General features: G+C 61.3%; 23 protein-coding genes, 1 other RNA gene and 1 riboswitch. Of the genes, 12 read left to right on the top strand and 12 right to left on the bottom strand.

Features of this window, described 5'->3' with window-relative positions; all coding sequences use genetic code 11:
- The 9 genes from VUN82_17055 to VUN82_17015 all read left to right on the top strand — a co-directional run bounded on the left by VUN82_17055 (nt 1) and on the right by VUN82_17015 (nt 7,708).
- Nucleotides 1–429, top strand: coding sequence for a hypothetical protein (locus VUN82_17055; GenBank protein XAS70788.1), 429 nt, complete (start codon nt 1–3; stop codon nt 427–429).
- A gap of 70 nt (nt 430–499) precedes the next feature.
- Entirely contained in the window at nt 500–910 is a 411-nt protein-coding gene (locus tag VUN82_17050) for a pilus assembly protein TadG-related protein (GenBank protein ID XAS70787.1), read from the top strand.
- 86 nt (nt 911–996) lie between these two features.
- Nucleotides 997–2,112, top strand: coding sequence for a peptide chain release factor 2 (gene prfB / locus VUN82_17045; protein ID XAS70786.1), 1,116 nt, complete (start codon nt 997–999; stop codon nt 2,110–2,112).
- Nucleotides 2,113–2,291: 179 nt separating this feature from the next.
- The gene (gene ftsE / locus VUN82_17040) at nt 2,292–3,056 is read left to right on the top strand and encodes a cell division ATP-binding protein FtsE (protein ID XAS70785.1); all 765 of its coding nucleotides are present in this window, start codon (nt 2,292–2,294) and stop codon (nt 3,054–3,056) included.
- A complete protein-coding gene (gene ftsX, locus VUN82_17035; GenBank protein ID XAS70784.1) occupies nt 3,053–3,967 on the top strand; it encodes a permease-like cell division protein FtsX in 915 nt (304 codons plus the stop codon). The genes ftsE and ftsX overlap by 4 nt, the downstream gene beginning before the upstream one ends.
- Nucleotides 3,968–4,022: 55 nt before the next feature.
- Nucleotides 4,023–5,435 carry a peptidoglycan DD-metalloendopeptidase family protein gene (locus tag VUN82_17030; protein ID XAS74724.1) on the top strand — a complete coding sequence of 471 codons (1,413 nt, stop codon included), beginning with the start codon at nt 4,023–4,025 and terminating at the stop codon, nt 5,433–5,435.
- A gap of 83 nt (nt 5,436–5,518) precedes the next feature.
- On the top strand, nt 5,519–5,989 hold the full coding sequence (gene smpB / locus VUN82_17025; GenBank protein ID XAS70783.1) for an SsrA-binding protein SmpB: 471 nt from the start codon (nt 5,519–5,521) through the stop codon (nt 5,987–5,989).
- A gap of 131 nt (nt 5,990–6,120) precedes the next feature.
- Nucleotides 6,121–6,489, top strand: a transfer-messenger RNA (tmRNA) gene (gene ssrA / locus VUN82_17020).
- Nucleotides 6,490–6,697: 208 nt separating this feature from the next.
- Nucleotides 6,698–7,708 (top strand): trypsin-like peptidase domain-containing protein, encoded by a 1,011-nt coding sequence (locus tag VUN82_17015; GenBank protein ID XAS70782.1) that lies wholly within the window; start codon nt 6,698–6,700, stop codon nt 7,706–7,708.
- 24 nt (nt 7,709–7,732) lie between these two features.
- On the opposite strand, the gene VUN82_17010 is transcribed toward VUN82_17015, so the two are convergent.
- Nucleotides 7,733–8,062, bottom strand: coding sequence for a hypothetical protein (locus tag VUN82_17010; GenBank protein ID XAS74723.1), 330 nt, complete (start codon nt 8,060–8,062; stop codon nt 7,733–7,735).
- 88 nt (nt 8,063–8,150) lie between these two features.
- Here VUN82_17010 and VUN82_17005 point away from each other — a divergent pair, with 88 nt between their 5' ends.
- Nucleotides 8,151–9,605 (top strand): MFS transporter, encoded by a 1,455-nt coding sequence (locus tag VUN82_17005; protein ID XAS70781.1) that lies wholly within the window; start codon nt 8,151–8,153, stop codon nt 9,603–9,605.
- 18 nt (nt 9,606–9,623) lie between these two features.
- Here the strand turns inward: VUN82_17005 and VUN82_17000 are convergent, their stop codons facing one another.
- From VUN82_17000 to VUN82_16970, 7 genes are all read right to left on the bottom strand, one after another.
- The gene (locus VUN82_17000; GenBank protein XAS70780.1) at nt 9,624–10,337 is read right to left on the bottom strand and encodes a metal-dependent transcriptional regulator; all 714 of its coding nucleotides are present in this window, start codon (nt 10,335–10,337) and stop codon (nt 9,624–9,626) included.
- On the bottom strand, nt 10,334–11,101 hold the full coding sequence (locus tag VUN82_16995) for a class I SAM-dependent methyltransferase (protein ID XAS74722.1): 768 nt from the start codon (nt 11,099–11,101) through the stop codon (nt 10,334–10,336). The genes VUN82_17000 and VUN82_16995 overlap by 4 nt, the downstream gene beginning before the upstream one ends.
- Nucleotides 11,102–11,265: 164 nt before the next feature.
- Entirely contained in the window at nt 11,266–12,675 is a 1,410-nt protein-coding gene (locus VUN82_16990) for an aminotransferase class V-fold PLP-dependent enzyme (GenBank protein XAS70779.1), read from the bottom strand.
- A gap of 31 nt (nt 12,676–12,706) precedes the next feature.
- Nucleotides 12,707–12,820: riboswitch (SAM riboswitch) on the bottom strand.
- Nucleotides 12,821–13,001: 181 nt separating this feature from the next.
- On the bottom strand, nt 13,002–13,814 hold the full coding sequence (hisN, locus tag VUN82_16985; protein XAS70778.1) for a histidinol-phosphatase: 813 nt from the start codon (nt 13,812–13,814) through the stop codon (nt 13,002–13,004).
- Between the two features lie 55 nt (nt 13,815–13,869).
- Nucleotides 13,870–14,985, bottom strand: coding sequence for a ribosome small subunit-dependent GTPase A (rsgA, locus tag VUN82_16980; protein XAS70777.1), 1,116 nt, complete (start codon nt 14,983–14,985; stop codon nt 13,870–13,872).
- Between the two features lie 2 nt (nt 14,986–14,987).
- Nucleotides 14,988–16,376 (bottom strand): 3-phosphoshikimate 1-carboxyvinyltransferase, encoded by a 1,389-nt coding sequence (aroA, locus tag VUN82_16975; protein XAS70776.1) that lies wholly within the window; start codon nt 16,374–16,376, stop codon nt 14,988–14,990.
- A 6-nt stretch (nt 16,377–16,382) separates the two neighbouring features.
- Nucleotides 16,383–16,898: a DoxX family membrane protein gene (locus tag VUN82_16970; protein ID XAS70775.1), complete on the bottom strand. Its 516-nt coding sequence runs from the start codon at nt 16,896–16,898 to the stop codon at nt 16,383–16,385.
- Nucleotides 16,899–17,091: 193 nt separating this feature from the next.
- On the opposite strand from VUN82_16970, the gene VUN82_16965 reads away from it, so the two are divergent.
- Together VUN82_16965 and rsrA are read left to right on the top strand one after the other, a co-directional pair.
- Nucleotides 17,092–17,904, top strand: coding sequence for a sigma-70 family RNA polymerase sigma factor (locus tag VUN82_16965; protein XAS70774.1), 813 nt, complete (start codon nt 17,092–17,094; stop codon nt 17,902–17,904).
- Nucleotides 17,901–18,161, top strand: coding sequence for a mycothiol system anti-sigma-R factor (rsrA, locus tag VUN82_16960; protein ID XAS70773.1), 261 nt, complete (start codon nt 17,901–17,903; stop codon nt 18,159–18,161). The genes VUN82_16965 and rsrA overlap by 4 nt, the downstream gene beginning before the upstream one ends.
- Before the next feature lie 305 nt (nt 18,162–18,466).
- On the opposite strand, the gene VUN82_16955 is transcribed toward rsrA, so the two are convergent.
- From VUN82_16955 to VUN82_16940, 4 genes are all read right to left on the bottom strand, one after another.
- Nucleotides 18,467–19,081, bottom strand: coding sequence for a PadR family transcriptional regulator (locus VUN82_16955; protein ID XAS70772.1), 615 nt, complete (start codon nt 19,079–19,081; stop codon nt 18,467–18,469).
- Nucleotides 19,081–19,929 carry a DUF4097 family beta strand repeat-containing protein gene (locus VUN82_16950; protein ID XAS70771.1) on the bottom strand — a complete coding sequence of 283 codons (849 nt, stop codon included), beginning with the start codon at nt 19,927–19,929 and terminating at the stop codon, nt 19,081–19,083. The genes VUN82_16955 and VUN82_16950 overlap by 1 nt, the downstream gene beginning before the upstream one ends.
- An 83-nt stretch (nt 19,930–20,012) precedes the next feature.
- Nucleotides 20,013–20,612: a GDSL-type esterase/lipase family protein gene (locus VUN82_16945; GenBank protein ID XAS70770.1), complete on the bottom strand. Its 600-nt coding sequence runs from the start codon at nt 20,610–20,612 to the stop codon at nt 20,013–20,015.
- A 141-nt stretch (nt 20,613–20,753) separates the two neighbouring features.
- Entirely contained in the window at nt 20,754–24,572 is a 3,819-nt protein-coding gene (locus VUN82_16940) for a multifunctional oxoglutarate decarboxylase/oxoglutarate dehydrogenase thiamine pyrophosphate-binding subunit/dihydrolipoyllysine-residue succinyltransferase subunit (protein XAS70769.1), read from the bottom strand.
- Nucleotides 24,573–24,643: the final 71 nt, after the last annotated feature.

Raw genomic sequence — 24,643 nt, 5'->3', positions numbered from 1 at the left:
ATGCGTACCGACGTCAAAAGGCAGCGCGGCAGTGCCATCGTGGAGTTTACGTTCCTGGCATTGTTGCTCATGGTCCCTGTGGTCTATTTCCTGGTAACCGTAGGCCAAATCCAAGGCGGATCCTTTGCGGTGGTGGGTGCGGCGGATCAGGCGGCCAAGGTCTTTGTCTCCCAGAGTGAACCTGTCCTCGCGAGGACCAGCGCAGAACAGAGCGTCCTCTTGGCGCTGAGGGATTACGGCTACCCGGCGCAAGCAGCCACGATGGAGATCACGTGCGACCGGGCAGACTGCCTTTCAGCAGGCGCAGCAGTGACAGTTTGGGTTCGATTGACTGTCCCTTTGCCGATGGTTCCGTTTGGCGACTCGCTACATTTGAATGCTGCTGTGCTCAATGCCTCTGCCACGCAAGTCGTGGGGCATTTTAAGTGAATCGTCAACGTGAGGAGGAGGCGCAAAAGTGGCGATGGGACGGATAGGGAGCAAAGCCGAAGAGGGACAAATGAGCGTGCTGATCGTAGGCTTCGTACTTCTGGCACTCCTGTTGGCTGCGGTGGTAATGGCTACATCCGCGATTTACTTGGAACACAAGAAACTTCTGTCCTTGGCTGATGGCGCCGCACTTGCCGCTGCAGATTCGTATGTGGTGGGTGACATCGAGGGAAGCAGTGTGCCCTCGGCGTCGCTGGTGGACGAGCGGGTGCTGGGCGCGGTTGATCTGTATCTGGGAAACAGCGGAGCCTTCTCCATGCACGATCACTTGGAAGTTTCTTCCGGGACGGGTAGTTCTCCCGGCGGTACAGCGGTGGTGGTGTTAAGTGCCATCGCCCATCCGCCCTTGGTCACCTTCCTGCTGCCTGAAGGAATCGCCGTTGAAGCAAGATCCACTGCCAGGTCTCGGCTCACCCAATAGGGACACAACGTAATAACGCAATGATAGGGACGCAATGACGGCGCCCAGTCGGGGGAGTCCGGCTGATAGCGTACGCTGGAAAGACCATGGCTGAGATTGATTTTCCCGCAGAAATCCGCGCGCTTCGCGCCACTTACAGTTCCATCGAGAACGTCACCGATATTGATGCCTTGAAGGCAGAAATCGCCGAATTGAGTGAGCAGGCTGGCGCGCCGGACCTTTGGGATGACCCCGCATCGGCGCAAGTTGTCACTTCGCGTTTGTCCCACCGGCAAGCTGAAGTGGAGCGGTTGTCCAAGCTTGCCTCCCGGATAGACGACCTCGAAGTACTGGTGGAGCTCGGCCAGGATGAGGGCGACGAAGCCTCAATGGCCGAGGCCGCGAAAGAACTTGCTTCTATTCGCAAAGCCCTCGCCGAGCTCGAAATCGTCACCCTGTTGTCCGGCGAGTACGACGAACGGGAAGCCGTAGTGACCATCAGGGCAGGAGCAGGTGGTGTTGACGCTGCCGACTTCGCCGAGATGCTGATGCGTATGTACCTGCGGTGGGCGGAGCGTCATGGTTACCCCACCACCGTCATGGACACGTCCTATGCTGAAGAAGCAGGCCTGAAGTCCGCCACGTTCGAGGTCAAGGCGCCGTACGCTTTCGGCACCCTGAGTGTCGAGGCGGGCACACACCGCCTGGTCCGTATCAGTCCTTTTGACAACCAGGGCCGACGGCAGACGTCGTTCGCCGCCGTTGAGGTCATCCCGCTGATTGAACAGACCGACTCCATCGAGATTCCGGACAACGAAATCCGCGTTGATGTCTTCCGGTCCTCTGGACCAGGTGGCCAGTCCGTCAACACCACGGACTCCGCCGTGCGCTTGACACACATTCCCACGGGGATCGTCGTTTCAATGCAGAACGAAAAGTCGCAGCTTCAAAACAGGGCAGCGGCCCTGCGTGTGCTCCAGTCGCGGTTGCTGCTTGTTAAGAAGGAACAGCAGGACGCTGAAAAGAAGGCCTTGGCAGGTGATGTCAAGGCATCCTGGGGTGACCAGATGCGCTCCTATGTGCTCAATCCTTACCAGATGGTCAAGGACCTCCGCACGGAACACGAAGTAGGCAACACTTCGGCTGTTCTGGACGGCGACATCGATGACTTCATCGACGCCGGTATCCGTTGGCGCACCGGCAACCGCAACGCTGCCAACTAGGGTCTCAGTCCGCGTACCGGAGGCGTCCGATTCCACGACACGCCCCCCAAACCCCCGGAATCCCGGCTGCTGCGTGCGTATAGTCGAGTGGCCGGTGCTCTCACTTCCCCCATCGAAAGCCCGCGCTCCGGCTGTTGGACTGGGCGAGTACGTCATGTCCGGCGGGGTTCTAAAGGGCCATGATCAGATTTGAGAATGTCACCAAGGTCTACGAGCAGAATGCCCGACCGGCGCTCGATTCTGTCAGCCTTGAGATCAACCGCGGTGAATTCACCTTCCTGGTGGGCGCCTCAGGCTCAGGAAAATCCACCTTCCTGAGATTGATCCTGAAGGAAGACAAAGCATCCTCAGGTTCGGTTTACGTTGCCGGCCAGAACGTGGCCAACATCTCGAGCTGGCGAGTGCCCAAGCTTCGCAGGGGTATCGGTGTGGTCTTCCAGGATTTCCGTCTCCTCCCGCAGAAGAACGTCTTCGCGAACGTAGCCTTTGCCATGCAGGTCATCGGCAAGAGCCGCTCCATCATCCGGGAGACGGTTCCTGAGGTATTGAAGACCGTTGGCCTTGAGGGCAAAGAAAAGCGGATGCCTCACGAACTTTCAGGCGGCGAGCAGCAGCGTGTGGCGATTGCCCGCGCCGTCGTCAATCGCCCAGGCATTCTCCTTGCGGACGAACCCACCGGGAACCTTGACCCCATTACGTCCATGGGAATCATGGGAGTTTTGGACAAGATTAACCAGAACGGCACCACTGTGGTCATGGCTACCCACGACGACGACATCGTTAACGAAATGCGCCGCCGCGTGGTGGAGCTCAAGAATGGCAAGGTCATCCGTGACGAAGCGAAGGCACTGTACACGTCCATGATTCCGGTTGTGGGTGAATCGCGGCGGCTGAAGGACGCCAGTGGCGAGGAACTCAACCGCGCGCAGGGGGCACAGCTGTGAGGCTCCTTTTCATCCTCGGGGAAATCGGCAGCGGCCTGCGCCGCAACCTGTCCATGGTGATCTCGGTCGTCTTGGTGACGTTTGTATCCCTGACGTTCGTTGGCGCAGCCGGAATGCTGCAGATGCAGATCAACCAGATGAAGGGCTACTGGTACGACAAAGTCCAGGTTGCGGTCTTCCTCTGTAACGACGGCTCGACGGCGGTTGGGTGCGCCTCGGGGCCGGCCACCAAGGAACAGCAGGCCAATCTGCAGGCAATGTTGGAGTCTCCTGCCGTCAAGCAGTACATCAACGACTTCCAATTCGAATCCCAAGCCGAGGCCTACAAGCACTTCAAAGAGCAGTTCTCGAATTCGCCGATTGTTGATTCCGTGTCCGAGGACCAGTTGCCTGCGTCGTTCCGTATCAACATGAAGAACCCCGAGAAGTACCAGATCATCAGCGAAACATTTTCCTCGCAACCGGGCGTTGAGACGGTGAGTGACCAGCGTCAGGTATTGGAGCGGATCTTCTCCTGGATGAACGGCGCTTCTGTGGCCGCGATGGGTGTGGCCGCGGTGATGATCTTCTGCGCGGTGCTGCTGATAACCACCACGATCCGGCTGTCGGCGTTCAGCCGGCGTCGGGAAACGGGGATCATGCGCTTGGTGGGCGCCTCCAAGACAGTCATCCAGTTGCCGTTCATCTTGGAGGGCGTGATCGCCGCTGTTGTCGGGGCGTTGTTGGCCTCCGTGACGCTGTGGCTAATGGCACACTTTTGGCTCAACGGTGATCTGTCCAGGCAATTCCTTAACACTCCCTTCATCTCATCGACGCAGGTCCTGGTGATCGCACCGGTGCTGATTGCGCTCGGCGGTGGTTTGGCCGGGATATCCTCCTTGTTGACCCTCCGGCGTTACTTGAAGGTTTAGTGATGGATGACGGGCGGCTGCGAACGACTCTGCTGACAAGCGTAAAGGACTCATGATGACCACGTTGGACCAGAACTCCCTGCGTCGGCGGCTTGCGTCCGGCCAAGCCAGGATTCTTGGTGGCGTGCTCGCCTTGGGCCTCGCCGTCAGCCTCCTGTCCGCTGTACCTACGGCCCATGCGGACAGCCTGGACGACCAACAAGCTGCGCTCGAGGCCGAATCGGCGCGCGTTCAGGCGTCCTTGGAGTTTGTGGACTCGAAGATCGCCAAGGCCGCCGGCGACCTCGTCATCTACCAAGGACGCCTCCCGGGCGCCCAGCAGGCACTTCTCGAAGCGCAGGGCCGCGTGGCCAGCGCTGTCAAGGAGGTCGAGGCGTTGGCAGCCCGGGTGGAGCTCGCCCAGCAGAACAAAGCCAAAATTACTGAGCAGCTTGAGAGTGACAAGCAGAAGATCACCGATACAAAGAAATTGATCGGCCAGATCGCCTCCCAGGCCTATAAATCCGGGGGTGTGCCCACCAACATCGCCCTGCTCTTCGGATCCAACGAGTCCGGCAGCCTGACAGAATCCATGGACCTCGCCGATCAGGCCATGCGAAGCCAGAACGCTGCAATGACCAAGTTGACCCAGCAGAACGCCACCAACGTAAACTCGCAGGCCCGGCTGGCCGCCGTCGAGGCTGAGATCCAGGACCTGAAGGCCAAAGCCGACGCCGCGCTGGAGCGGGAGAAGGCTGCGCGCGACGAGGCTGCGAGCAAGAAAGCCGAGGTCGACAAGCTCATCGAGGACACCACCCGCCTGAATGGACAACTACAGGCGGCCAAGCCCGGCATTGAAGCCGATCTTGCCCGTGTGAAGGCCGAACAGGACTCCGTTGCGGCCGAAATCGTCGAGAGGGACCGCAAGCTTCGGGAGGCGTGGGAGGCCGAGCAGCGTCGCCTTGCCGCGGAAGCCGCTGCTGCTGCGGCTGCCGCAGCAGCAGCGCAAGGAAAGCCGGCACCGCCCGAGCAGCCGTATGTCCCGCCGGTGGGTTCGCCGTCCGCGTTTGGTTTGCGACACCCCTTCGCCAGCTACGTACCCATCACGTCAGGATTCGGTTGGCGGGCAACCCCGCCCGGAACCATCGATTTCTACGGCACGGGTGGTTACATGCACACCGGCATCGACTTCGGTGCAGCCTGCGGTACTCCTGTTTACGCCGCAGCGGCTGGTACCGTCTTCAACTCCGGCTGGAACTCGGCCGACGGCGGTGGATGGCGCGTGAAGCTGTCCCACGGTGTGGTGCAGGGCAACTCCCTGACAACCATTTACTACCACAACAGCAGCATCGTGGTTTCCAACGGCCAGCAGGTATCGCAGGGACAACTCATTGCGTACTCGGGTAGCACAGGTAACTCGACGGGGTGCCACGCACACTTCGAAACCTGGCTGAACGGGGCCGCGGTGGATCCGATGACCCTCCTCTAGTGGGCCGACACTTTGTCAGCGACCAAGGCGTTCGGGCTCTGGCGTACACTAGTTGAAATCCGCATCTAACAAGGAGTTCTACCGTGCCCAAGGAAAGTGGCCGTAAGGTAGTGGCCACCAATCGGAAGGCCCGGCATAACTACCATGTCCTGGATACCTATGAAGCTGGCATTGCGCTGATGGGTACGGAAGTGAAATCGCTCCGTGAAGGCCACGCCTCCATGGTGGACGGCTTCTGCACCTTCTACAATGACGAACTGTGGATGGAGGGCATCCACATCCCTGAATATCACCAGGGGAGCTGGACCAACCACGCCGCACGCCGCCGTCGTAAGCTTTTGCTTCACCGTGACGAACTGGACAAGATCTCCCAAAAGATCCGCGAATCCGGTTTCACCGTGGTGCCGTTGCAGCTTTACTTCCTGGACGGCCGGGCAAAGGTTGAAATAGCCATAGCTCGAGGTAAAAAGGACTACGACAAGCGCCAAACGCTGCGTGAGCAGCAGGATAAGCGCGAATCGTTGCGGGAGCTGCGGGAGCGTAACCGCCGCTAGATCCGGGTGGGTGCCCCCCCGCCCAGGGCTCGTGTCGCGGGAATGATCTTCCGGGCGCATGCGTTATGATGGATAGTCCGGTAGGGATTTGATCACTTGATGAATACCTTGCCGGTTTGGTAACAAAATACGGGGATGATCGGTTTCGACGATGTTAGTCGCGACAGGTGAAGCGGGCCGAGGATGCAGAATTATCTCGTAAACGCTGTCTGCAAACCAATAAGTGCCGAATCTAAGCGCACTGACTTCGCTCTCGCTGCCTAAGCAGTAAGACAGTCCGTCAGCCCGGGGTTGCTATCGCCCCGGTTCCTGGCGTCATTTAGATAGCCACTGCTGTTTGCCTTCGTCATTGAGGTAAACGGGACTTTTAGATGACTAGGCCCGGATCAGCCACCTGTTTGCAGGATGGCTGGGGCCGAGAAAATCCGACGCAAACTGCGCCCGGAGAAGCCCTGACAAAACGACATCGGACGGGGGTTCAATTCCCCCCATCTCCACAGGAAAGCCCTCGGATCCTAGTGATCCGGGGGCTTTTTCTTTGTCCGGACAAGATCCGCAGGCCGTTCACCCACGGCGTAGGGGAACGAGGACTAGCCACCCTGTCCTGGCCGTTGTACACGGTAGGCACTGAACTGTACTCGACAGGCAGAGAACCTGGACTGGAACCCGACAGGACGTGCACGGCACCGCGGTAGCAGGAGGCATGTGATGAGCACCGAGCCAGAGTTTGAAATTCCGGATGACGGCCGGGATTCAGAACCGCCTACAGAGCAGGATGGCGACGCGGCCTTGGACGCGTACTCACAGATCGTCATCCGGGTTGCGGAGTCTGTCACTCCGCACGTCGCCGCGATCGAAATGACAAGTGCGCGCCGGAACGGGCAGTTGCGTGTGGGCAGCGGATCGGCCGTGGTCTTCACCGGTGACGGGTACATGCTTACCAATGCCCACGTCGTAGCAGGCATCCAATCCGGAAGAGCGGTGTTTGCGAACGGCAAGCAGACCGACGTGGAGCTCGTGGGGGCGGACCCGTTGTCTGATCTAGCCGTCGTCCGTGGTCTCAAACCCACCCCGCCACCCGCCATCTTGGGTAACGCAGACTCGCTAAGGGTTGGCCAGCTGGTGATTGCGGTGGGCAATCCGCTGGGCCTTGCGGGATCCGTGACTGCCGGCGTGGTCAGCGGACTGGGACGATCCATCCCCGTCCGTGCAGGGGAGCACAGGCGGGTGATTGAGGATGTCATCCAGACTGACGCGGCCCTTAACCCGGGCAACTCTGGTGGCGCCCTGGCCGACACCCGCGGCCGCATCGTAGGCATCAACACGGCCATTGCTGGACTGGGCCTTGGACTCGCCGTACCTATTAATAGGACAACCCAGCGGATTATCGCCTCCCTGCTCAAGGATGGGAGGGTGCGCCGCGCCTACTTGGGATTGGTGAGTACGCCGATCCCGCTCGATGCCAGTGCCGTGGTGCGGACTGGCCAGAAAGAGGGGCTGCGCGTGGTGGAAGTCATTGCCGGCTCACCTGCGGAATTATCGGGGCTCCAGCCAGGGGACCTGGTGCTTCGGGCCCAGGGCAGGGCTGTATCCAGTGCAGAGAGTTTGCAGAAACTGCTGTTTGCCGAGGCCATAGGCGAACCATTCCCGTTGACCGTGCTGCGTGACGGCAAGATGGTACAGCTGATAGCCGTTCCGTCGGAGATGAGCCAGCAATGACGGCCCAGCAACAATGAGGCGAGCCTAGGCTTGTTCCTCGCGGACGTCGACAACGCCGACAAAGCGGCTACCGACCCCTTCATATTCGCTGCGCACGTCACCCAAGAACAGTTCCGGCAGCTCACTGTTCTTGTGGTGGCCACAAAAGACGAACGAGAAGTCGGGCCACCACTTTTTGGGCCGCACTGCCTCTGAGTACCCGCACACTGCACAGGTCAGGTGGACCCAAACGGGCCGTTTGCCCGTGCGGTTGGCACGTGACTGGACCAGCCAGGCCGGAGGATCGTCCTGGAGGCTGCGAAGTTCCGCTTCTGACAGCCGTGACGGGATGCCGTGGCGCTGGGCCATTTCCATGGAGATATCAAGGGCCAATGCTGCGTCACGTCTACTAATCACCGTTTAACGATACGGGACTTCGCCATGGACGAATGCCGCGTAGGCTTTGCACATGACGGATGCTGTGGCTTTGCTGCCGAGAACACCGCTTCAAAAACGGGTGCTCGTTGTGGCAATTGTGGCTTCTTTTATCGCCATCCTGGATGGTTTCGTGGTGAACCTTGCGCTCCCGGCCATTGGACGCGAACTTGGCGGTGGCTTGGTCATCCAGCAATGGGTGGTGGATGCCTATCTGTTGACCCTCGGGGCCCTCATCCTCGTGGCCGGTTCATTATCGGACCACTTTGGCCGGGCGCGGATCCTCGAATGGGGGCTGGCGGGCTTTGCCCTGACGTCGGTGATGTGCGGCCTGGCCTGGAACGGGGAAGTCCTGGTGGTGTCCCGTGCACTTCAAGGCATTGCGGGCGCCCTCCTGGTCCCCAGTTCGTTGGCTATGATCATTACCTCCTTCTCCGGGCCTTCCCAGTCCAAAGCGATCGGCCAGTGGTCCGGCTGGACGAGTGCCGCCGCCATCGTAGGGCCACTCATTGGCGGGGTTTCCGTGGACATGCTGTCGTGGCGGGTGATCTTCTTCATCAACGTTATTCCGGCCGTCGCGATTTGGCCTCTGCTCGCGGGCCTTCGGGCCTCGGATGCGGCCAGGGACAAGAGCAAGGGAATCGACTACCTCGGCGCCGTTCTGGCGATGATCGGACTGGGTGGTCCCGTCTATGCCTTCATTGAACAGGGCCGGGTGGGTTGGATGAGCGTCCAGGTGTGGCTGCCGCTCCTCGCCGGTGTGGTAGCGATGGTGTTGTTCCTTGTCCACGAGGCAAAGACCAGGGAGCCGATGTTGCCCTTGAGGCTGTTTGCCATAAGGAACTTTGGCTGGGGCAACCTTGCCACGCTCGCGATTTACGGTGGGATTTCCCTCGGGTTTTTCGTCCTGGGCATCTATCTCCAGCAGGTTGGAGGTATGGGGGCTACAGTCGCGGGGATTGCCCTGCTTCCAGCGACCGTCATCCTGATGCTGACTGCGTCCTACTTCGGAGGGCTGGCAGGAAAATATGGTCTGCGATGGTTCATGACTGCGGGGCCTCTGCTCTGCGGCGTGGGCTTTCTGATGTCCCTCTCCATCCAGGAGCCCCTGAACTACTGGACCCAGGTGCTGCCTGGGCAGATCGTCTTTGGCGTGGGACTCACCACCCTCGTCGCGCCACTTACGGCAGCGATTCTAGGGGCGGTACCGCAGGAAGAGGCCGGCATTGGTTCGGCCGTCAACAACGCCGTGGCCCGTATTGCCGGCCTTATTTGCATTGCCTTTGCCGGCCTGATCGTTGGTCCAGTGTTCACACGGCAAGGTTTGTACAACGCCTTGGTTGTCACGGCGGCACTCTTCGTCGTCGGCGCGGTGGCGTCCGCCGTCGGAATCCGAAACCCCGTTCCCGAGGCGGCAGATGCCCCTGAAAGCGAACCGGATACAGGGTCCGACGACGGCGGGTCGGCCGACGAGCGCAGCTAACCGATGCGCTGTGCACAGTTAGCGCGCGGGAAGCACGCAGCCTTCGTGGACTTCGGCGCTTTGGACCCAAAGTGCCGCTGTAACCTCATCGGCGAGATCGAACTCGCGGCGTTGGGGTCCGCTGCCAATCCGAACAACCAGGGCTCCGCCGAATGGTTTGCGCCCCACCACCTCCACCGGAGCGTCCAAGGTGATCTCTTCGGACGCGAGATAGCGAAGAAGATCAGGATTTTCGTCGCTGATCCGGGTGATGCGGCCTGAGTGGCCTTCGTCCAACTCGATCATGCGGTAGGCGTGAGGGAGTTCCACCGATCCGTCAGCCGAGGGAATTGGGTCGCCGTGCGGATCGCGGAGGGGATGGCCAAGCTTGGCGGCCATGCGCTCGATGAAGGTATCGGACACCGCGTGTTCCAACATCTCAGCTTCATCATGGACTTCGTCCCAGCTATAGCCGAGTTCGTCAACGAGGTACGTCTCAATGAGGCGGTGCCGCCGGACCATGGACAATGCAAGGCGCATGCCCTCCGGAGTCAGCCGGATGGCACTGTAGGGTTGGTGGTCCACCAAGCCTTGGTCCTTGAGTTTGCGGACCATTTCAGACACCGAGGAATTGGCAACGCCAAGCCGCAGGGCAAGCTGCGAGGACGTGATTGGTTTGTCCTGCCACTCCGTATAGGAGTAGATGACCTTGACGTAGTCCTCGATCGAGGAGGAGGGCGTACTGGTCTTCACACACCAAGCCTACCGTGGCGGGGCGGCGTGGATCTTGTGGCCCGCCAGGTAGTCGTTAGATACGGCAATCCCAGGAGTTGGCCGGGGGCATGGCCGAGATGATCGTAGAGGTACCATTCCAGGTTGCCCATGACCTTTGAGCGGATGGCTTCATTTGCGCGGAGGTAGTAGCTGCGCGATTTTGTGAGTTCCATGATGTCCTCCGGTGACACGGCGTCCTCCCAGCTGGTGAGATGGCTCGTCAAGTCCATGAATTCCGGTCCGATAACTGGCTGGAAGCCGGGCTTGTGCACATCTCCGGCGTGCATGATGCGTGACAACCGGTGAACCCAGGGCACGGAGGTGTCCAGTTGATTCCAGATCAGGCCGAGTACTCCGCGGGGCCGGAGGATCCGGGCGATTTCCGTGCTGGCTTTCATCGGGTCACACCAATGCCATGCCTGGGCAACGCTGACGACGTCGAATGCTGAGTCCGCCAGCCCTGTTGCCTCGGCCGTTCCCTCCAACGCCTCAACGCCGGGATAGGACTTTCGAAGTTGCTCCAGCATGTCTATGGAAGGATCGACGGCGGCCACCTGCAGGCCACGTTCCACGAGCAGTGCTGTGAATTTTCCTGTGCCGGCACCAATATCCGCGGCGGACTTCGTGCCGGCAGGAAGAAGCCAATCCACTGAGTCTGTGGGATAGCCAGGCCGAACGCGATCGTAGTGTTCGCCGCCGTCCTGGAAGCTCTGGCCCAGCTCGTGGCGGCGGGTGGCATGCAGCTTGGGACCACCTGGCCTGCCAACGCGGCCGGAAACACTTCCGCCGGAAACAACGCCGCCGGAAACAACGCCGCCGGAAACACTACGGGAAGGCACGGCCACGCACAGACTCCTTTACCGCGAAGGCCAGTTACCCTACGAATTTACCGCACAGTACGTGCGTTTTAGTCAATCGTGCAGGGCGCAGCCCCTGCGGTGCCCGGGGTGTTTGGTGCCCATTCCGGATAGATGCGGTGGTCGTTGGCCGGTACCCAGCGGCCTTCGTCCACTACATAGTCCCAGCCGAGCCCGGTGCGCTTGAGTTCTTCGATACCAGCCAGGAGTCGTGTGGCATCCTCCAATCGGGAACCCACTCCGAAACTGGCTCGGAGCGAGCCCGAAGGGAGTCCGAGCCGCTTGAGCAGGGGATGGGCGCAGAAGCGGCCGTCACGAAGTCCTACACCGTGTTCGGCAGCGAGGTAGGCAGCGACCAATCCGGCGTCGAAACCTTCCACGGAGAAATTGACCACGCCGATAGTGTCTTCGGAGTCGCTGAAGATCCGGTGGACGGTCACGCCTTCGATTGCTTCAAGTCCCTGTACGAGGTAGGAGCGGATGGCAGCTTCATGGGCATGCCAGGCATCCTGATCCAAGCCGGCAAGCACCTGTGTCGCACGGGCCAATGTTGCCGCGCCGAGGACGTTGGGGGAGCCGCCCTCGTGGCGTGCGGGACCTGAGGCCCAGCTGACCGAGTCCAGGCGGGCTTCACGAACAGCGCCACCGCCGGCAAGGTGGGGGGTACCGGCGTCGAGCCAGTCAGGACGGCCCACAACAACACCGGCGCCGAACGGAGCGTAGAGCTTATGCCCGGAGAACACGATGTAGTCGACGTCTGCTTCGGTGATGTTGATGCGGCGGTGGGGGGCAAGCTGGGCGGCGTCCACCACAATCCGGGCACCGTATTCGTGGGCAAGTGCTGCGAGTTCGGCGATCGGTAGGATTTCACCGGTCACATTCGAGGCCCCGGTGACTGCGAGCAACGAGACTCCGCCTTGGCCAAGTTCCTCGCGGAGCTTGGCCAGGGTAGCTGTCAGTGTCGAAGCAGCTACGACACTGCGGTGAGGGACGCCCTGCCAGGGGAGGAGATTGGCATGGTGCTCGATGTCCAGGTAAAGGACCTCGCCCGTTGGCTTTCCGTCCAGTTGCGGGAGGCAGCCTGCCAACAGGTTCAGCGAGTCCGTGGTGTTCCGGGTGAAGATGACGGAATCGTCGGGACGGCCGCCGACGAATTCACGGACGATGTTGCGGGAGTTCTCGTAGACCGAGGTGCTGATCTGGGAAGCGTAGCCCGCGCCGCGGTGGACACTGGCGTAGTAGGGGAGGATCTCATTGAGATACGCAGAAACAATTGTCAGCGCTGGAGCGGATGCTCCGTAGTCAAGGTTGGCGTAGCGGACGTGGCCACCCTGGATCAGTGGAGCTTGCAGCTCCGCGCCTGTGACGGCGGCCAGGGGCCTGCCTGCAGCGGCTTCGTGCGCTGCTTCTTCGACCGCAAGGGACGGCAGAACGGTGGAGTTGAACGTAGCAGTGCTCATGGGACCTCACTCAAGAGGGACCCCCTATGGGGATCCGCGCTTGCCGTATCCGTTCCGGACCGGCCAGGTCGTCACCCGGGGCACCCCACCGCGAATGGAGGGTTGCCGGCCAGCAAACCGGGGTTTAGCGCTGGCACTCGTGACCTGTAAAGAGGTTAGGGCACGCCTCTGGCCTGCTCCAAAGTCGCTCGCTTTGTTAAGCACATTGTTACGAAGGGTCCGAAAAGTAGGCTTTGGGCGAAGAAAAAACGGCGGACGCCCCGAAAAGGAGGCATCCGCCGTCGAAAATTCTATGCAAAGCCGGTTGGCTAGTTGGTGCCGCTGGGTCAGAGGAGGTCATCCAAAGCAGGGTTTAGCCGCTTGAGGACCTCTGAGTGCAGGATGGAGTTGGTGGCCAGGGCGTTACCGCCAAAGGGGCCGTCCTCGCCTTCCAACGACGTGAAGCGGCCGCCGGCTTCCGTCACGATCGGAACCAGTGCCGCCATGTCGTAAAGGTTCAACTCTGGCTCGCAGGCGATATCCACGGCTCCCTCGGCAACCAGGCAATAGGACCAGAAATCGCCGTAGGCGCGTGTGCGCCAGATGTCTTCCGTCAACCCCAGGAACTCGTCCAGATTTCCGCGTTCCTTCCAACCGGAAAGGCTGGAATATGACATTGAAGCATCTGCCAACCGCGAAACGTTTGACACTTTGAGCCGGGTCGCTGACGCGAGGGAGCGGCCCATATAGGCGCCCATGTCCTTCGCTGCCCACCAACGTTTGCCCAACGCGGGAGCACTGACAACTCCGACCACCGGCTCGCCCTCGTCCACGAGGGCGATCAGGGTAGCCCACACCGGGACGCCACGAACGAAGTTCTTGGTGCCGTCGATGGGGTCGATGATCCAACGCCGCGAGCCGTGGCCGCTGCTGCCGAACTCCTCGCCGAGGACGGCATCACGGGGGCGTGAGCGTGACAATTGGCCCCGGATTGCTTCTTCCGCAGCCTTGTCGGCATCCGTAACGGGAGTGAGGTCAGGCTTGGTCTCGATCTGCAGATCCAATGCCTTGAAGCGGTCCATGGTTTGGGCATCCACGGAATCCGCCAGCACATGGGCGAGTCGCAGGTCGTCGTTGTAGCTGGAAACGGGTTGGGTCATGCCACCAAACTATCGTGAAACGCTCCCCGCAGTTGGGATCGCCTTGCACCAATGCTTAGTTGACGGTACCCAGTTCCTTGGTCTCTTTCGCTTCCAAACGCGGGTCCGCGCCCAGCAGCCGCCGGAGCGAAGACAAGCGGGCAACTCCGGAAGGACCGGCGTGTCCCTCGTTCACCCACGCGTCAAGTCCGCAATTGATGGCGCTGGCATCGTGCTTGCAACCGCGGTCGCAAGCTTCGGTGCCCGGTTCCAAATCTGGGAAGGAATGCAGGATGCGGTCGGGATCCACGTGCGCCAGTCCGAAGGAGCGGATACCAGGGGTATCGATGATCCAGCTACCCGGCGGTGCGTCGGCCAGTTTCAAGGCCAACGCCGACGACGACGTGTGCCGGCCGCGCCCCGTGACGGCGTTGACCCCACCAGTAGCGCGTTCGGCGCCGGTCAGGGCATTAACCATGGTGGACTTGCCGACGCCCGAGTGCCCGAGCATGACAGTCACTTTGCCATCAAGGTGGGCCCGCAATTGGCCAACGGCGCTGCTGTCCAACCGTGCGGACAGTCCGTCGTCCGAGCGGGCGTCGATACCGGAAGCTTCATCGTCGGCCGTACGGCTGATGATGATGGGAAAGTCCAGGCTGAGATAGTTCGACAACAGTTCGGCAGGATCCTTGACGTCTGCTTTGGTGACGAGCAGAAGTGGCTCGATTCCGGCGTCGTAGGCTGCAACCAGGGCGCGGTCGATAAAGCCGGTTCGCGGCTCCGGGTTGGCCGCGGCGACCACCACCACAAGTTGGTCTGCGTTGGCCACCACCACTCGTTCGATGGGGTCGGTATCATCAGCGCTGCGCCGGAGGAGCGTCTTGCGCTCCTCTATGCGGACGAGCCGCGCAAGGGTGTCCGGCTCTCCCGATACGTCGCCCACCAAGGCGACGAAATCGCCGGGGACAACCGGGTTTCGTCGGAGTTCACGCGCGCGTGCGGCGATAATGATGCGCTCGTCCGCGGAGTCTTCCCCAACGATGGCTGTGTAGCGCCCGCGGTCTACCGTAATAATTCGGCCGATGACCGCGTCATCATGACTGGGGCGGTCCTTGGTCCGGGGCCTTGATCCCTTTTTGTTGGGACGGATCCGGACGTCGGATTCGTCCCAGGAGCGTGCGTCGCGGCCCATGGTCAGTTGCTGGCCTCACTGGTGACGGTCATATCATCGCCTGTGCCGTGCTGCAGCATGGCCTCCCACATCTGCGGAAATTCGGGCATGGTCTTGGACGTTGTGGCGATGTCTTCCACCTGCACGCCCTCAACGGCGAGCCCCAAAATAGCGCCGGCCGTAGCCATGCGGTGGTCGGCATAGCTGTGGACGACGCCTGCATGCAGAGTGGCCGGGCGGATAATAAGGCCGTCGGCTGTTTCTTCTGCATCTCCACCGAGCCGGTTGATTTCGGCGGCCAGCGCGGCGAGCCGATCGGTTTCATGGCCACGAAGGTGCGCGATCCCGGTCAGCCGCGAAGGACCTGTAGCCAGTGCGCACAGCGCAGCGACCGTGGGCGCGAGCTCACTGGTTTCGTCGAAGTCGGCGCCTTTGATTTCCGGGCCGCCCATTACCGTGAGCGTACCGTTTTCGAGCGTCACAGTGGCACCCATCTCAACCAGGATGGTACGCCACAGGTCACCCACCTGGGTGGTTTGGGTGGGCCAGTTGGGGATCCGGATGGTTCCATGGGTCGCGAGGGCTGCGGCAAGGAACGGGCCGGCGTTGGAAAGGTCTTGTTCGATCCGTTGGTCGAAGGCGTGAATGGGGCCCGGCGCGACGCGCCAGTGGTTGGGCACCGAATCGTCCACCTTGACGCCCACTCCACGAAGGACCGCAACTGTCATGTTGATGTGGTCCAGGCTGGGGACCGGCTTGCCGACGTGTTCCAGATGAAGGCCCTCGGTGAAACGGGCGCCCACCAGCAACAAGGCGGAGACGAACTGGGACGATGCGCTGGCATCAATCACCAGATGGCCGCCCCGGACCTCACCGGTGCCATCCACCGAGAAGGGAAGGGCCGACGGCGTCCTGCCGCCTTCGGCGGCGACAGGAACTCCGAGAGCGAGCAGTGCTTCGATGATGGTCCCCATGGGCCGCTTACGGGCGTGGGGGTCGCCGTCGAACGTGGTTGGACCATTGCGTAGCGCAGCTAAAGGTGGAACGAAGCGCATGACTGTCCCGGCAAGGCCACAATCGATGGCGGTCTCCGCCCCCGAAGCTGAAGGATCCATGGGTGTGATCTCAAGGTCCGGTCCATAATCACCGTCGCCGGGTACCTCGGTAACGGTGGCACCCAGCTGCCTGAGCGCCTGAATCATCAGGACGGAATCGCGGGAGTGAAGTGGTGCTCGCAGCCGGGACGGGCCGTCGGCCAATGCGGCAAGGACCAGGAAACGGTTGGTGAGCGATTTTGAGCCCGGCACCGTCACTGTGGCATCCACTGGCTTGGTGGCGTAGGGAGCCGCCCAGAGGGGCAAGGTGTCGACCGAGTGTGTTGAACCCGTGTTTGCTGCGGTGGTACCTGTCATGCTTCCTTATGCTCCAACTGCGTTGTCTACGGCCTTGCGTACTGCTTTGTCTGCCCGCTTGAACTGCTTGCCGGTGGCCTTCTTGGCATCGGCTGCCAGGTGTTCAGCCCGCCATGCAAGGCTGGGGCGGCCTTCAGTGTCTACAGAGGCCAGCAAAACGCCGCCGGTCAGGGAAATGTTCTTCAGGAGTTGGGCCCGGCGGGCGTTCCGGCCTTCCTTCGTGCTGATGTCAGCTGAGCGCCACTCCACATAGGAGTTCAGTGCGGACGTCAGCGCCAGAACCGTTGCTGCGAAGCGGGAGAGTTTGCCAAGGCCAAGCAATGCGCCGGCGCCCAGTTGCGCGCCGCCGATTACACGGGCCAGGACCTTCTCGTCTGTCGGAAAGGGCAGTGACTCCGAGGCGCGGCGAAGGACCGGGGACAATTGCCTGGCAGTGTCGTCCGCGTTCTTGAGCTTGTCCAGACCTGCGATGACGAAGCTGGACGCGAGCATCGGCCGCGCGAGAAAACGGATAACAGACATGTCTTGCCTCCTGGATGGCTTGCCACGATATTTCATGACGTTATTCACTAAATGCTGTGTTCAAGGGGTGCAGTCTGCTCTAGTCTTGCACCTTTGCGGAATATTTACCCAGCGGCTGCCGTTGTGAACAACAAGCACGGTGAAGGCCGGGCCGCGGCATGGTGTTGCCGCTTCGCTGAACGGAGTTGGTTTTTTGACCTTGGTTAAGGACCGCGGGGGTCTCCTGGAGGCTGGGTATCCTGCGCAGCGGGATTCCCAGAAGCTGACAGTAGACTTGGCAACGATGAGCACCATTGAACCGGCCGCAGCGGCCATGTACGAAGCAGCCGACTCGTCCCCGGAGGACGGCGCGGCAGACGCATCGGTACCGGCCGACGTCGACATCGCCACGGAGACTCCCGACCAGCGGCGGGAGCGCTTTGAGCGCGACGCCATGCAGTACGTGGACCAGCTGTACTCAGCCGCGATGAGGATGGCACGCAATCCCTCAGATGCCGAGGACCTCGTCCAAGAGGCTTACACCAAGGCGTTTTCGGCTTTTCACCAGTACAAGCCGGGGACCAACCTCAAGGCCTGGCTATACCGGATCCTGACGAATACCTACATTAACCTCTATCGGAAGCGGCAGCGTGAACCGCTGCAGTCCAACTCGGACACGATCGAGGATTGGCAGTTGGCAAAGGCTGAGTCGCACACCTCCTCCGGATTGCGCTCCGCCGAGGCTGAAGCACTGGACCACCTGCCGGATTCCGATGTCAAGAGCGCGTTGCAGGCCATCCCGGAGGAATTCCGGTTGGCTGTCTACTTCGCGGACGTCGAGGGATATGCCTACAAGCAGATTTCCGAAATCATGAACACCCCGATCGGCACAGTCATGTCGCGGTTGCACCGCGGCCGGAAGATGCTGCGGGACATGCTGGCGGATTACGCCGCAGAACGGGGCTTCAAGGCCCACACCGAAGACCAGGCTGCGGCCGGGAGCAACAATCAGGAGAAAGAGCAATGAGCGACTGCCAGGGATTGGGCGATTGCGACGATACACGGATGCAGCGGATCTATGAGTACCTCGACGGCGCATTGACCCGCGAGGACCTCACAGAGATCAAGCAGCACTTGGACACCTGCGAAGAATGTGCTGAGCAGTACGACCTTGAGTGCCTTATCCGCACCATGGTCAAGCGTTCATGCACGGAGTCCGCGCCGGAGAACCTCAAGAACTCAATACTTGACCGGATCCACTCCATCAAGCCGGTGGAAGCCTGATCCAACGCCGCTGATCCAGCAATGGGGTCAGCAACGGGCCAGCAATGGGCCAGGTAAAAGGCCCACAAACGCCGAGGGCCCCGGAAACCGTATGGTTTCCGGGGCCCTCGCTGTTAAGCCTTGACGCTAAGCCGATGGCTTAGGTGTTGGGACGCTTGCCGTGGTTCGCGCCGCCGCGCTTACGGTCACGACGCTTACGTGCACGCTTGCTCATAGCTGGCCTCCTTCAATGATTGATACTCAATAGAGCTGCCCTCCAGTTTCGCACATCCGGGCGTTCGCTCGCGAACCGGGGTGGGCGATTGTCAGCTCCGCAGGGAATTCCTGATGGAGATGCGGGCTTGGTCCAACACTGCACGCACTGTCTCGAGGGTCACGGGATTCAGCGGGTGCGAGGCGCTGTGTTGACGCAACTCCACGCGGATGTCATCGCGGAATGATTGGACCAGGAGCTCGGCCTCTTTGAGCATTCGGTGGCCCTCAGGAGAAAAGCCCGCCGTCCTGCTTTGGAAGGTAGCGGCCGTAGCAGTGGTGCGCGCGGCTTCAGCCGTGGCCGCAAGATCTGCCTTCAGCCCACGCATGTTGGTTCTGATGTCTTCCCGCAGGTTGTCCGCCAGTCGCCGCACGGAGGCTGAGATATTATCCTCGACGTCGGCAAGCTCCTGCCGCCGGCGGTTCAGTTCCGCCAGCCCTGCTTCCGTGATGAAGTACTTGGTGCGGCGGCCCTCGGTCTCGGTAGCTACAAGGCCTTCCTCTTCCAGTTTCCCAAGACGAGGATAAATCGTCCCGGCGCTGGGGGAGTAGGTGCCGCCGAACCGGTCACCCAGGGCCTTGATAAGCTCGTATCCGTGCTTGGGTCCTGACTCAAGCAGTGCCAGAAGGTACAAGCGCAGGGCGCCGTGCGCAAAAACAGGAGGCATCAGAGACCCGCCTCCCCAGGCACCGGGCTGTCATTTCCCGAGGCCGGTGCTGTGCCGTGCATGATGTACGTCTTGCCCGAGACCGTATTGGTCCGCACCAGCATGAGCCTCTCATCCGGACCGACGATGGTCTGCACCTTGCTTCCGGGCTGGGCATACATCTGGTCATCAATGATGACGGTGCCGCTGGCGGACTTGGCAACGATGTCCAGGCCGACATCGTGCGGCAGCCGGATGGTCAGATCCCCTGACACCGAATTGGCTCCGAGGTCGTTGGTGTAGTCGTGGAGGTCGAAGCTGAGGTCCCCGCTTACTGTGCTTGCCCTGACGTTCTTGAACTTGCCCGAGGCGGTGACTTCACCTGAAAGGCTCTTGGCGGTCAGGACGCCGTCGTGGTTTCTGGCGATGACTTCGCCGCTGACGGTGTTGACGTGCAATTCACCGCTGGTGCCGTCGGCCATGACGGAGCCCGAGACTGTGTTGAGGCGAATCCGTCCATCGACGCCGGAGACCATGCCATCGCCGTTTACTGTTCCCGCCTCGACGTCCACTCCAGACGGCAGCGCGATCCCGACCACCACCGAGTTGGCGCTGGTGTTGTTGACGGTACCCATCAGGTTTCGGAACCAACCTTGTGGTCCTTGAAGTTGGTGGCGGACCTCCAGGCGGCCATTCACCAGCGTGATGGTCAGGGGGTCACCGCTGATTTCGCTGACCTCGATCCGGACGACGGGTTCGCCGTGGGTGACGACGTCGAACCGGCCCTTGACTATTCCAAGTTTGAGCGAGTGGACATCGTCCACATCAATTGTTTGTGGGCCCGTCACGGTCCAAAGCTCGTCAGACATGATCCCTCCAAATTGCGATATATCGCGTTGATGAAAACACGATATATCGCGAATGGCGGGAACGCAATGGTTTGCTGGGAGGGCTACTCCGGCTGGGCGATGTTAAGCCACTGGAACCAGCCGCGGTGCAGCACAAGCCAGGCGATCAATCCGTAGCCGGCCTGTCCTGGTGTCCCCCCATTGGCTGCGAGGTCCGTCCTCCACTGCTCGTGGTTCAGCAATGGAGAGAAAGTGTCAACGTAGTGGTGGTTGCGGCGGGTGGTGACATCGGCAAAGGCTGTGTTCAGATCGGCCAGGCGTTTGTTGCGCGCCGGATCAAGAGTGGGTGGAGGGCCCACGACGAACACTTCAACGCCACTGTGCGAGGCACCATCAAGAATGTTGGCAAGGTTCAAACGGCTTCGCGCCGTGGAAAGCCCGAACTCCAGGTCACGGCCGGAGAGTCCTATGACCAGCCGGTTCTCGTGCGAGTCGCTGAAACGGCGGCCGGCTTCGTCCTGCCAGCGTGAGGCCAATCCCTCAGTGCCTTCCATGGGGCAGGGGAGTGAGAAGCTTTCCACCACCACGGTGTCCTGGGGTGTACGGGCCAGCACTCTTCCCAGCCAACCCAAGGCGCGGGGGTCACCCAAACCGGCGAGCAATTCATCTCCTACAGCCGCAATGCGCAGCTTCCTGTCTTCCACGGTTACCTCTTCACACTCGTTACGGTCCTTGCACGGCTTTTGGATCTGCGGCCGGCTTGATGAACCGGGTACCTGTCCCATTAAACAGAACTGCCCGGCCGGAGGTGCATTGACAGCACCTCCGGCCGGGCAGTTTTTTGGCTACTTGCGTTCGAACGCCTGCTTGATCAAGGCATCCTGCTCAGCAGCGTGGCGCTTCATGGAGCCTGCGGCGGTGGACGCAGACGCCGGACGCGACACGAGGCGGAGCTTGCGATCCAGCACCGGTGCCAGGTTCAGGCCCATGAACGGCCACGGACCCTGGTTGGCGGGCTCATCCTGGGCCCAGACGATGTCAGCGTTCGGGTACTTGGCGAGCTCTGCATCAATTTCAGCCTTCGGCAGCGGATACAGCTGCTCCACGCGGATGATCGCAGTCGAGGTGTCCCCGGACTTCTGTCGGTTGGACAGGAGGTCGTAGTACAGGCGGCCGGAGACCAGAATGACCCGGTCCACGTTTGCAGCCTCTACCTCGGGATCACTGATGACTGGCCTGAAGCCGCCCGTGGTGAAGTCCTCGACGGCGGACGCGGCGCCCTTGAGACGCAGCAGCTGCTTCGGCGTGAAGATGATCAACGGCTTGCGGGGACGGCTGTAGGCCTGGCGACGCAGCAGGTGGAAGTGCGAGGCTGCCGTGGTGGGGTTGGCCACAATCATGTTGTCCTCGGCACAGAGCTGCAGGAACCGCTCGATGCGTGCGGATGAGTGGTCAGGCCCCTGGCCTTCGTAGCCGTGCGGCAGCATCAGGACGAGCGAGGAACGCTGGCCCCACTTTTGCTCAGCGGAGGAAATGAATTCATCGATGATGGTCTGAGCGCCGTTGACGAAGTCACCGAACTGGGCTTCCCACAGCACCAGGGCGTCGGGACGCTCAACAGAGTATCCGTATTCAAAGCCCATGGCTGCATATTCGGACAGCAGCGAGTCATAGATCCACAGCTTGGCCTGGTCGTCCGAGAGGTTGCCCAGGGGCAGCCACTCATTGCCATTGGCGCGGTCGTGGAACACTGCGTGACGCTGCACGAAGGTACCGCGGCGCGAGTCCTGGCCAGCCAGCCGGACGGGAACGCCCTCCATGATCAGCGAGCCGAAGGCCGCGATCTCGCCAAAGCCCCAGTCAATGCCACCTTCACGGGACATTTGCTCACGCTTCTCCAGGAGCTGCTTGAGCTTGGAGTGAACCGTGAAGCCCTCCGGGATCTCCAGGTGGGCCTTGCCGATGCGGGCAAGGGTCTCGGGGGAGATGGCGGTGGAAGCCGGTGAGTTGGTTCCGAAGTCCGCCTGCTGGGCAATCGGGCGCTCGATGTCCGAGACAGCGGCAGAGTCAGCAGTGATGATCGGGATGGGGGAGGTCTGCGCCGCATGAGTCTCAGCAAAGACCCGCTCAAGGCGTTCCTGGTAGTCGCGGAGCAGTTGCTCGGCTTCTTCCTCGGTGATGTCGCCACGACCGATCAGCGATTCCGTGTACAACTTGCGGACTGAGCGCTTTGCCTCGATCAGGTTGTACATCAGGGGCTGCGTCATCGAGGGGTCATCGCCCTCGTTGTGACCACGGCGGCGGTAGCACACCATGTCGATGACGACGTCCTTGTGGAAGCGCTGGCGGAACTCGTAGGCGAGCTGCGCAACACGCACCACGGCTTCGGGGTCGTCGCCATTCACGTGGAACACCGGAGCCTGGATCATCTTGGCAACATCCGTGGAGTACGTCGATGAACGCGAAGAGGACGGCGCCGTGGTGAAGCCAACCTGGTTGTTCACGATCACGTGGATGGTGCCACCGGTGCGGTAACCACGCAGCTGGGACAGGTTGAGGGTCTCGGCGACAACACCCTGGCCTGCGAACGCAGCGTCACCGTGAACCATGATGGGCAGGACCGGGAAGGACTCGCCTTGATCCAGTCGGTCCTGCTTGGCGCGGACGATGCCCTCGAGCACGGAGTCGACTGCTTCAAGGTGGGACGGGTTGGCGGCGAGGTAGACCTTGGTCTGCTTGCCGTTGTCCGAGGTGAAGGTGCCTTCAGTACCCAGGTGGTACTTCACATCGCCGGACCCCTGGACGGAGCGAGGGTCCTGGGTGCCTTCGAATTCACGGAACACCTGTGCGTAGGTCTTGCCTGCAATGTTGGTGAGCACGTTCAGGCGGCCACGGTGGGCCATGCCGATCGCGACTTCGTCCAGGCCGTCGTCGGCAGCGTCCGAGATGACGGCGTCAAGGAGCGGAATAAGCGACTCGCCGCCTTCGAGGGAGAAGCGCTTCTGCCCGACGAACTTGGTCTGGAGGAAGGTTTCGAAAGCCTCGGCTGCGTTGAGCTTGGAAACGATGCGCAGCTGCTCTTCGCGGCTCGGCTTGGAGTACGGGTGCTCCAGCTGGTCCTGGAACCACTTACGCTCCGCCGGCTCCTGGATGTGCATGTACTCGATGCCGGTGGTGCGGCAGTAAGCATCCCGGAGTACGCCCAGGATGTCGCGGAACTTCAGCTGCGACTTGCCACCGAAGCCACCGGTAGGCCATTCGCGGTCCAGGTCCCAGAGCGTGAGACCGTAAGTCAGGACGTCCAGGTCCGGGTGCTTGCGCTGGACGTATTCCAGGGGGTCCGTGTCGGCCATGAGGTGGCCACGCACGCGGTATGAGTGGATGAGCTGCTGGATCCGCGCAACCTTGTTGATCTCATCTGCTGGGTCAACCTGGAGGTCAGGGCTCCAACGGACGGGCTCGTACGGAATGCGGAGGGCTTCAAAGATTTCGTCGTAGAAGTTCTGCGCACCAAGGAGGAGCTGGTGGACCAGCTTGAGGAACTCGCCGCTGCCTGCGCCTTGGATAACCCGGTGGTCGTAGGTGGAGGTCAGCGTGAGGATCTTGCTGATGGCGTTCTGGGCGATGATCTTCTCGCTGGCACCCTGGAACTCGGCCGGGTAGTCAAGGGCGCCGACGCCGATGATGGCTGCCTGTCCCTTGGAGAGACGCGGTACAGAGTGAACGGTGCCGATGCCGCCCGGGTTGGTCAGGGAGACCGTGGTGCCGGCGTGGTCGTCCGCCGTGAGCTTGCCGTTGCGGGCTCGCTTGATGAGGTCCTCATAGGTGTGCCAGAACTCGGCAAAGTCCATGGTCTCGGCCTTCTTGATGTTGGGAACCATCAGGAGGCGGGTGCCATCGGGCTTGGGCATGTCAATGGCGATGCCGAAGTTGACGTGGGCAGGCTGGACAGCGCTCGGCTTGCCATCAATTTCGTCGTAGTAGACGTTCATCGACGGGAACTGGGAGAGGGCGCGGACAACCGCGTAGCCGATGAGGTGCGTGAAGGACACCTTGCCGCCGCGGGCACGTGCAAGGTTGGAGTTGATGACAACGCGGTTGTCGATCAGCAGCTTGGCCGGAACTGCCCGGACGCTGGTGGCAGTAGGCACTTCAAGGCTGGTCACCATGTTGGTAGCGATGGCCTTCGCCGGTCCGCGAAGGACGGAAACGACGTCTTCCTCGGGAGCGGTGGGCGCCTTGGTGCTCTTGGGCAGCTGGGCAGGAATCGGTTGTGCAGCATTGCCGCCGACGGGCTTCTTTGCTCCATCCTTGGCAACCGTGGCCGGGGCTTTCTTCGCCGGAGCCGCAACTGCCGGTTCACCGGAAGCAGCAGCGGCAGGGGTGGTCGCAGGGGCAGCTTCAGGAGCGGCCGGCGCCGGTGCCGGTGCCGCTGCAGCCGGAGCTACCACGGGAAGTACTTGGGTGGGGGGATTGGCAGCGGTGGGGGCTGCGGAGGTTCCGTTGGAAGAAGTGCCGTCACCGGTGTCGAAGGATTCGAAGAGCGGCCACCACTTGGCGTCGACCGAATTCTTGTCCTGCTGGTACCGCTCGTACAGTTCGTCAACGAGCCACTCGTTTCCGCCAAATTCCTCTGGTAGACGGTGGCTGGGCTGCTCTGGCACTTGAAATACGCCTCTTCCATGAGTTTTGATTTCCCGCTGGTCAAGGTTGCTTTTCCGCAACAATGCACCAG

It is taken from the genome of Micrococcaceae bacterium Sec5.1 (genome assembly GCA_039636795.1).
GTDB lineage: Bacteria > Actinomycetota > Actinomycetes > Actinomycetales > Micrococcaceae > Arthrobacter.
This window is presented reverse-complemented; position numbering and strand designations above follow the sequence as displayed.

Bases quoted from the DNA above. Each gene is read 5' to 3' on its own strand.
- VUN82_17055 (XAS70788.1), top strand. From the start codon at position 1: ATGCGTACCGACGTCAAAAGGCAGCGCGGCAGTGCCATCGTGGAGTTT.
- VUN82_17050 (XAS70787.1), top strand. From the start codon at position 500: ATGAGCGTGCTGATCGTAGGCTTCGTACTTCTGGCACTCCTGTTGGCT.
- prfB (XAS70786.1), top strand. From the start codon at position 997: ATGGCTGAGATTGATTTTCCCGCAGAAATCCGCGCGCTTCGCGCCACT.
- ftsE (XAS70785.1), top strand. From the start codon at position 2,292: ATGATCAGATTTGAGAATGTCACCAAGGTCTACGAGCAGAATGCCCGA.
- VUN82_17030 (XAS74724.1), top strand. From the start codon at position 4,023: ATGACCACGTTGGACCAGAACTCCCTGCGTCGGCGGCTTGCGTCCGGC.
- VUN82_17015 (XAS70782.1), top strand. From the start codon at position 6,698: ATGAGCACCGAGCCAGAGTTTGAAATTCCGGATGACGGCCGGGATTCA.
- VUN82_17010 (XAS74723.1), bottom strand. From the start codon at position 8,062: ATGGAAATGGCCCAGCGCCACGGCATCCCGTCACGGCTGTCAGAAGCG.
- VUN82_16990 (XAS70779.1), bottom strand. From the start codon at position 12,675: ATGAGCACTGCTACGTTCAACTCCACCGTTCTGCCGTCCCTTGCGGTC.
- hisN (XAS70778.1), bottom strand. From the start codon at position 13,814: ATGACCCAACCCGTTTCCAGCTACAACGACGACCTGCGACTCGCCCAT.
- rsgA (XAS70777.1), bottom strand. From the start codon at position 14,985: ATGGGCCGCGACGCACGCTCCTGGGACGAATCCGACGTCCGGATCCGT.
- aroA (XAS70776.1), bottom strand. From the start codon at position 16,376: ATGACAGGTACCACCGCAGCAAACACGGGTTCAACACACTCGGTCGAC.
- VUN82_16970 (XAS70775.1), bottom strand. From the start codon at position 16,898: ATGTCTGTTATCCGTTTTCTCGCGCGGCCGATGCTCGCGTCCAGCTTC.
- rsrA (XAS70773.1), top strand. From the start codon at position 17,901: ATGAGCGACTGCCAGGGATTGGGCGATTGCGACGATACACGGATGCAG.
- VUN82_16955 (XAS70772.1), bottom strand. From the start codon at position 19,081: ATGCCTCCTGTTTTTGCGCACGGCGCCCTGCGCTTGTACCTTCTGGCA.
- VUN82_16950 (XAS70771.1), bottom strand. From the start codon at position 19,929: ATGTCTGACGAGCTTTGGACCGTGACGGGCCCACAAACAATTGATGTG.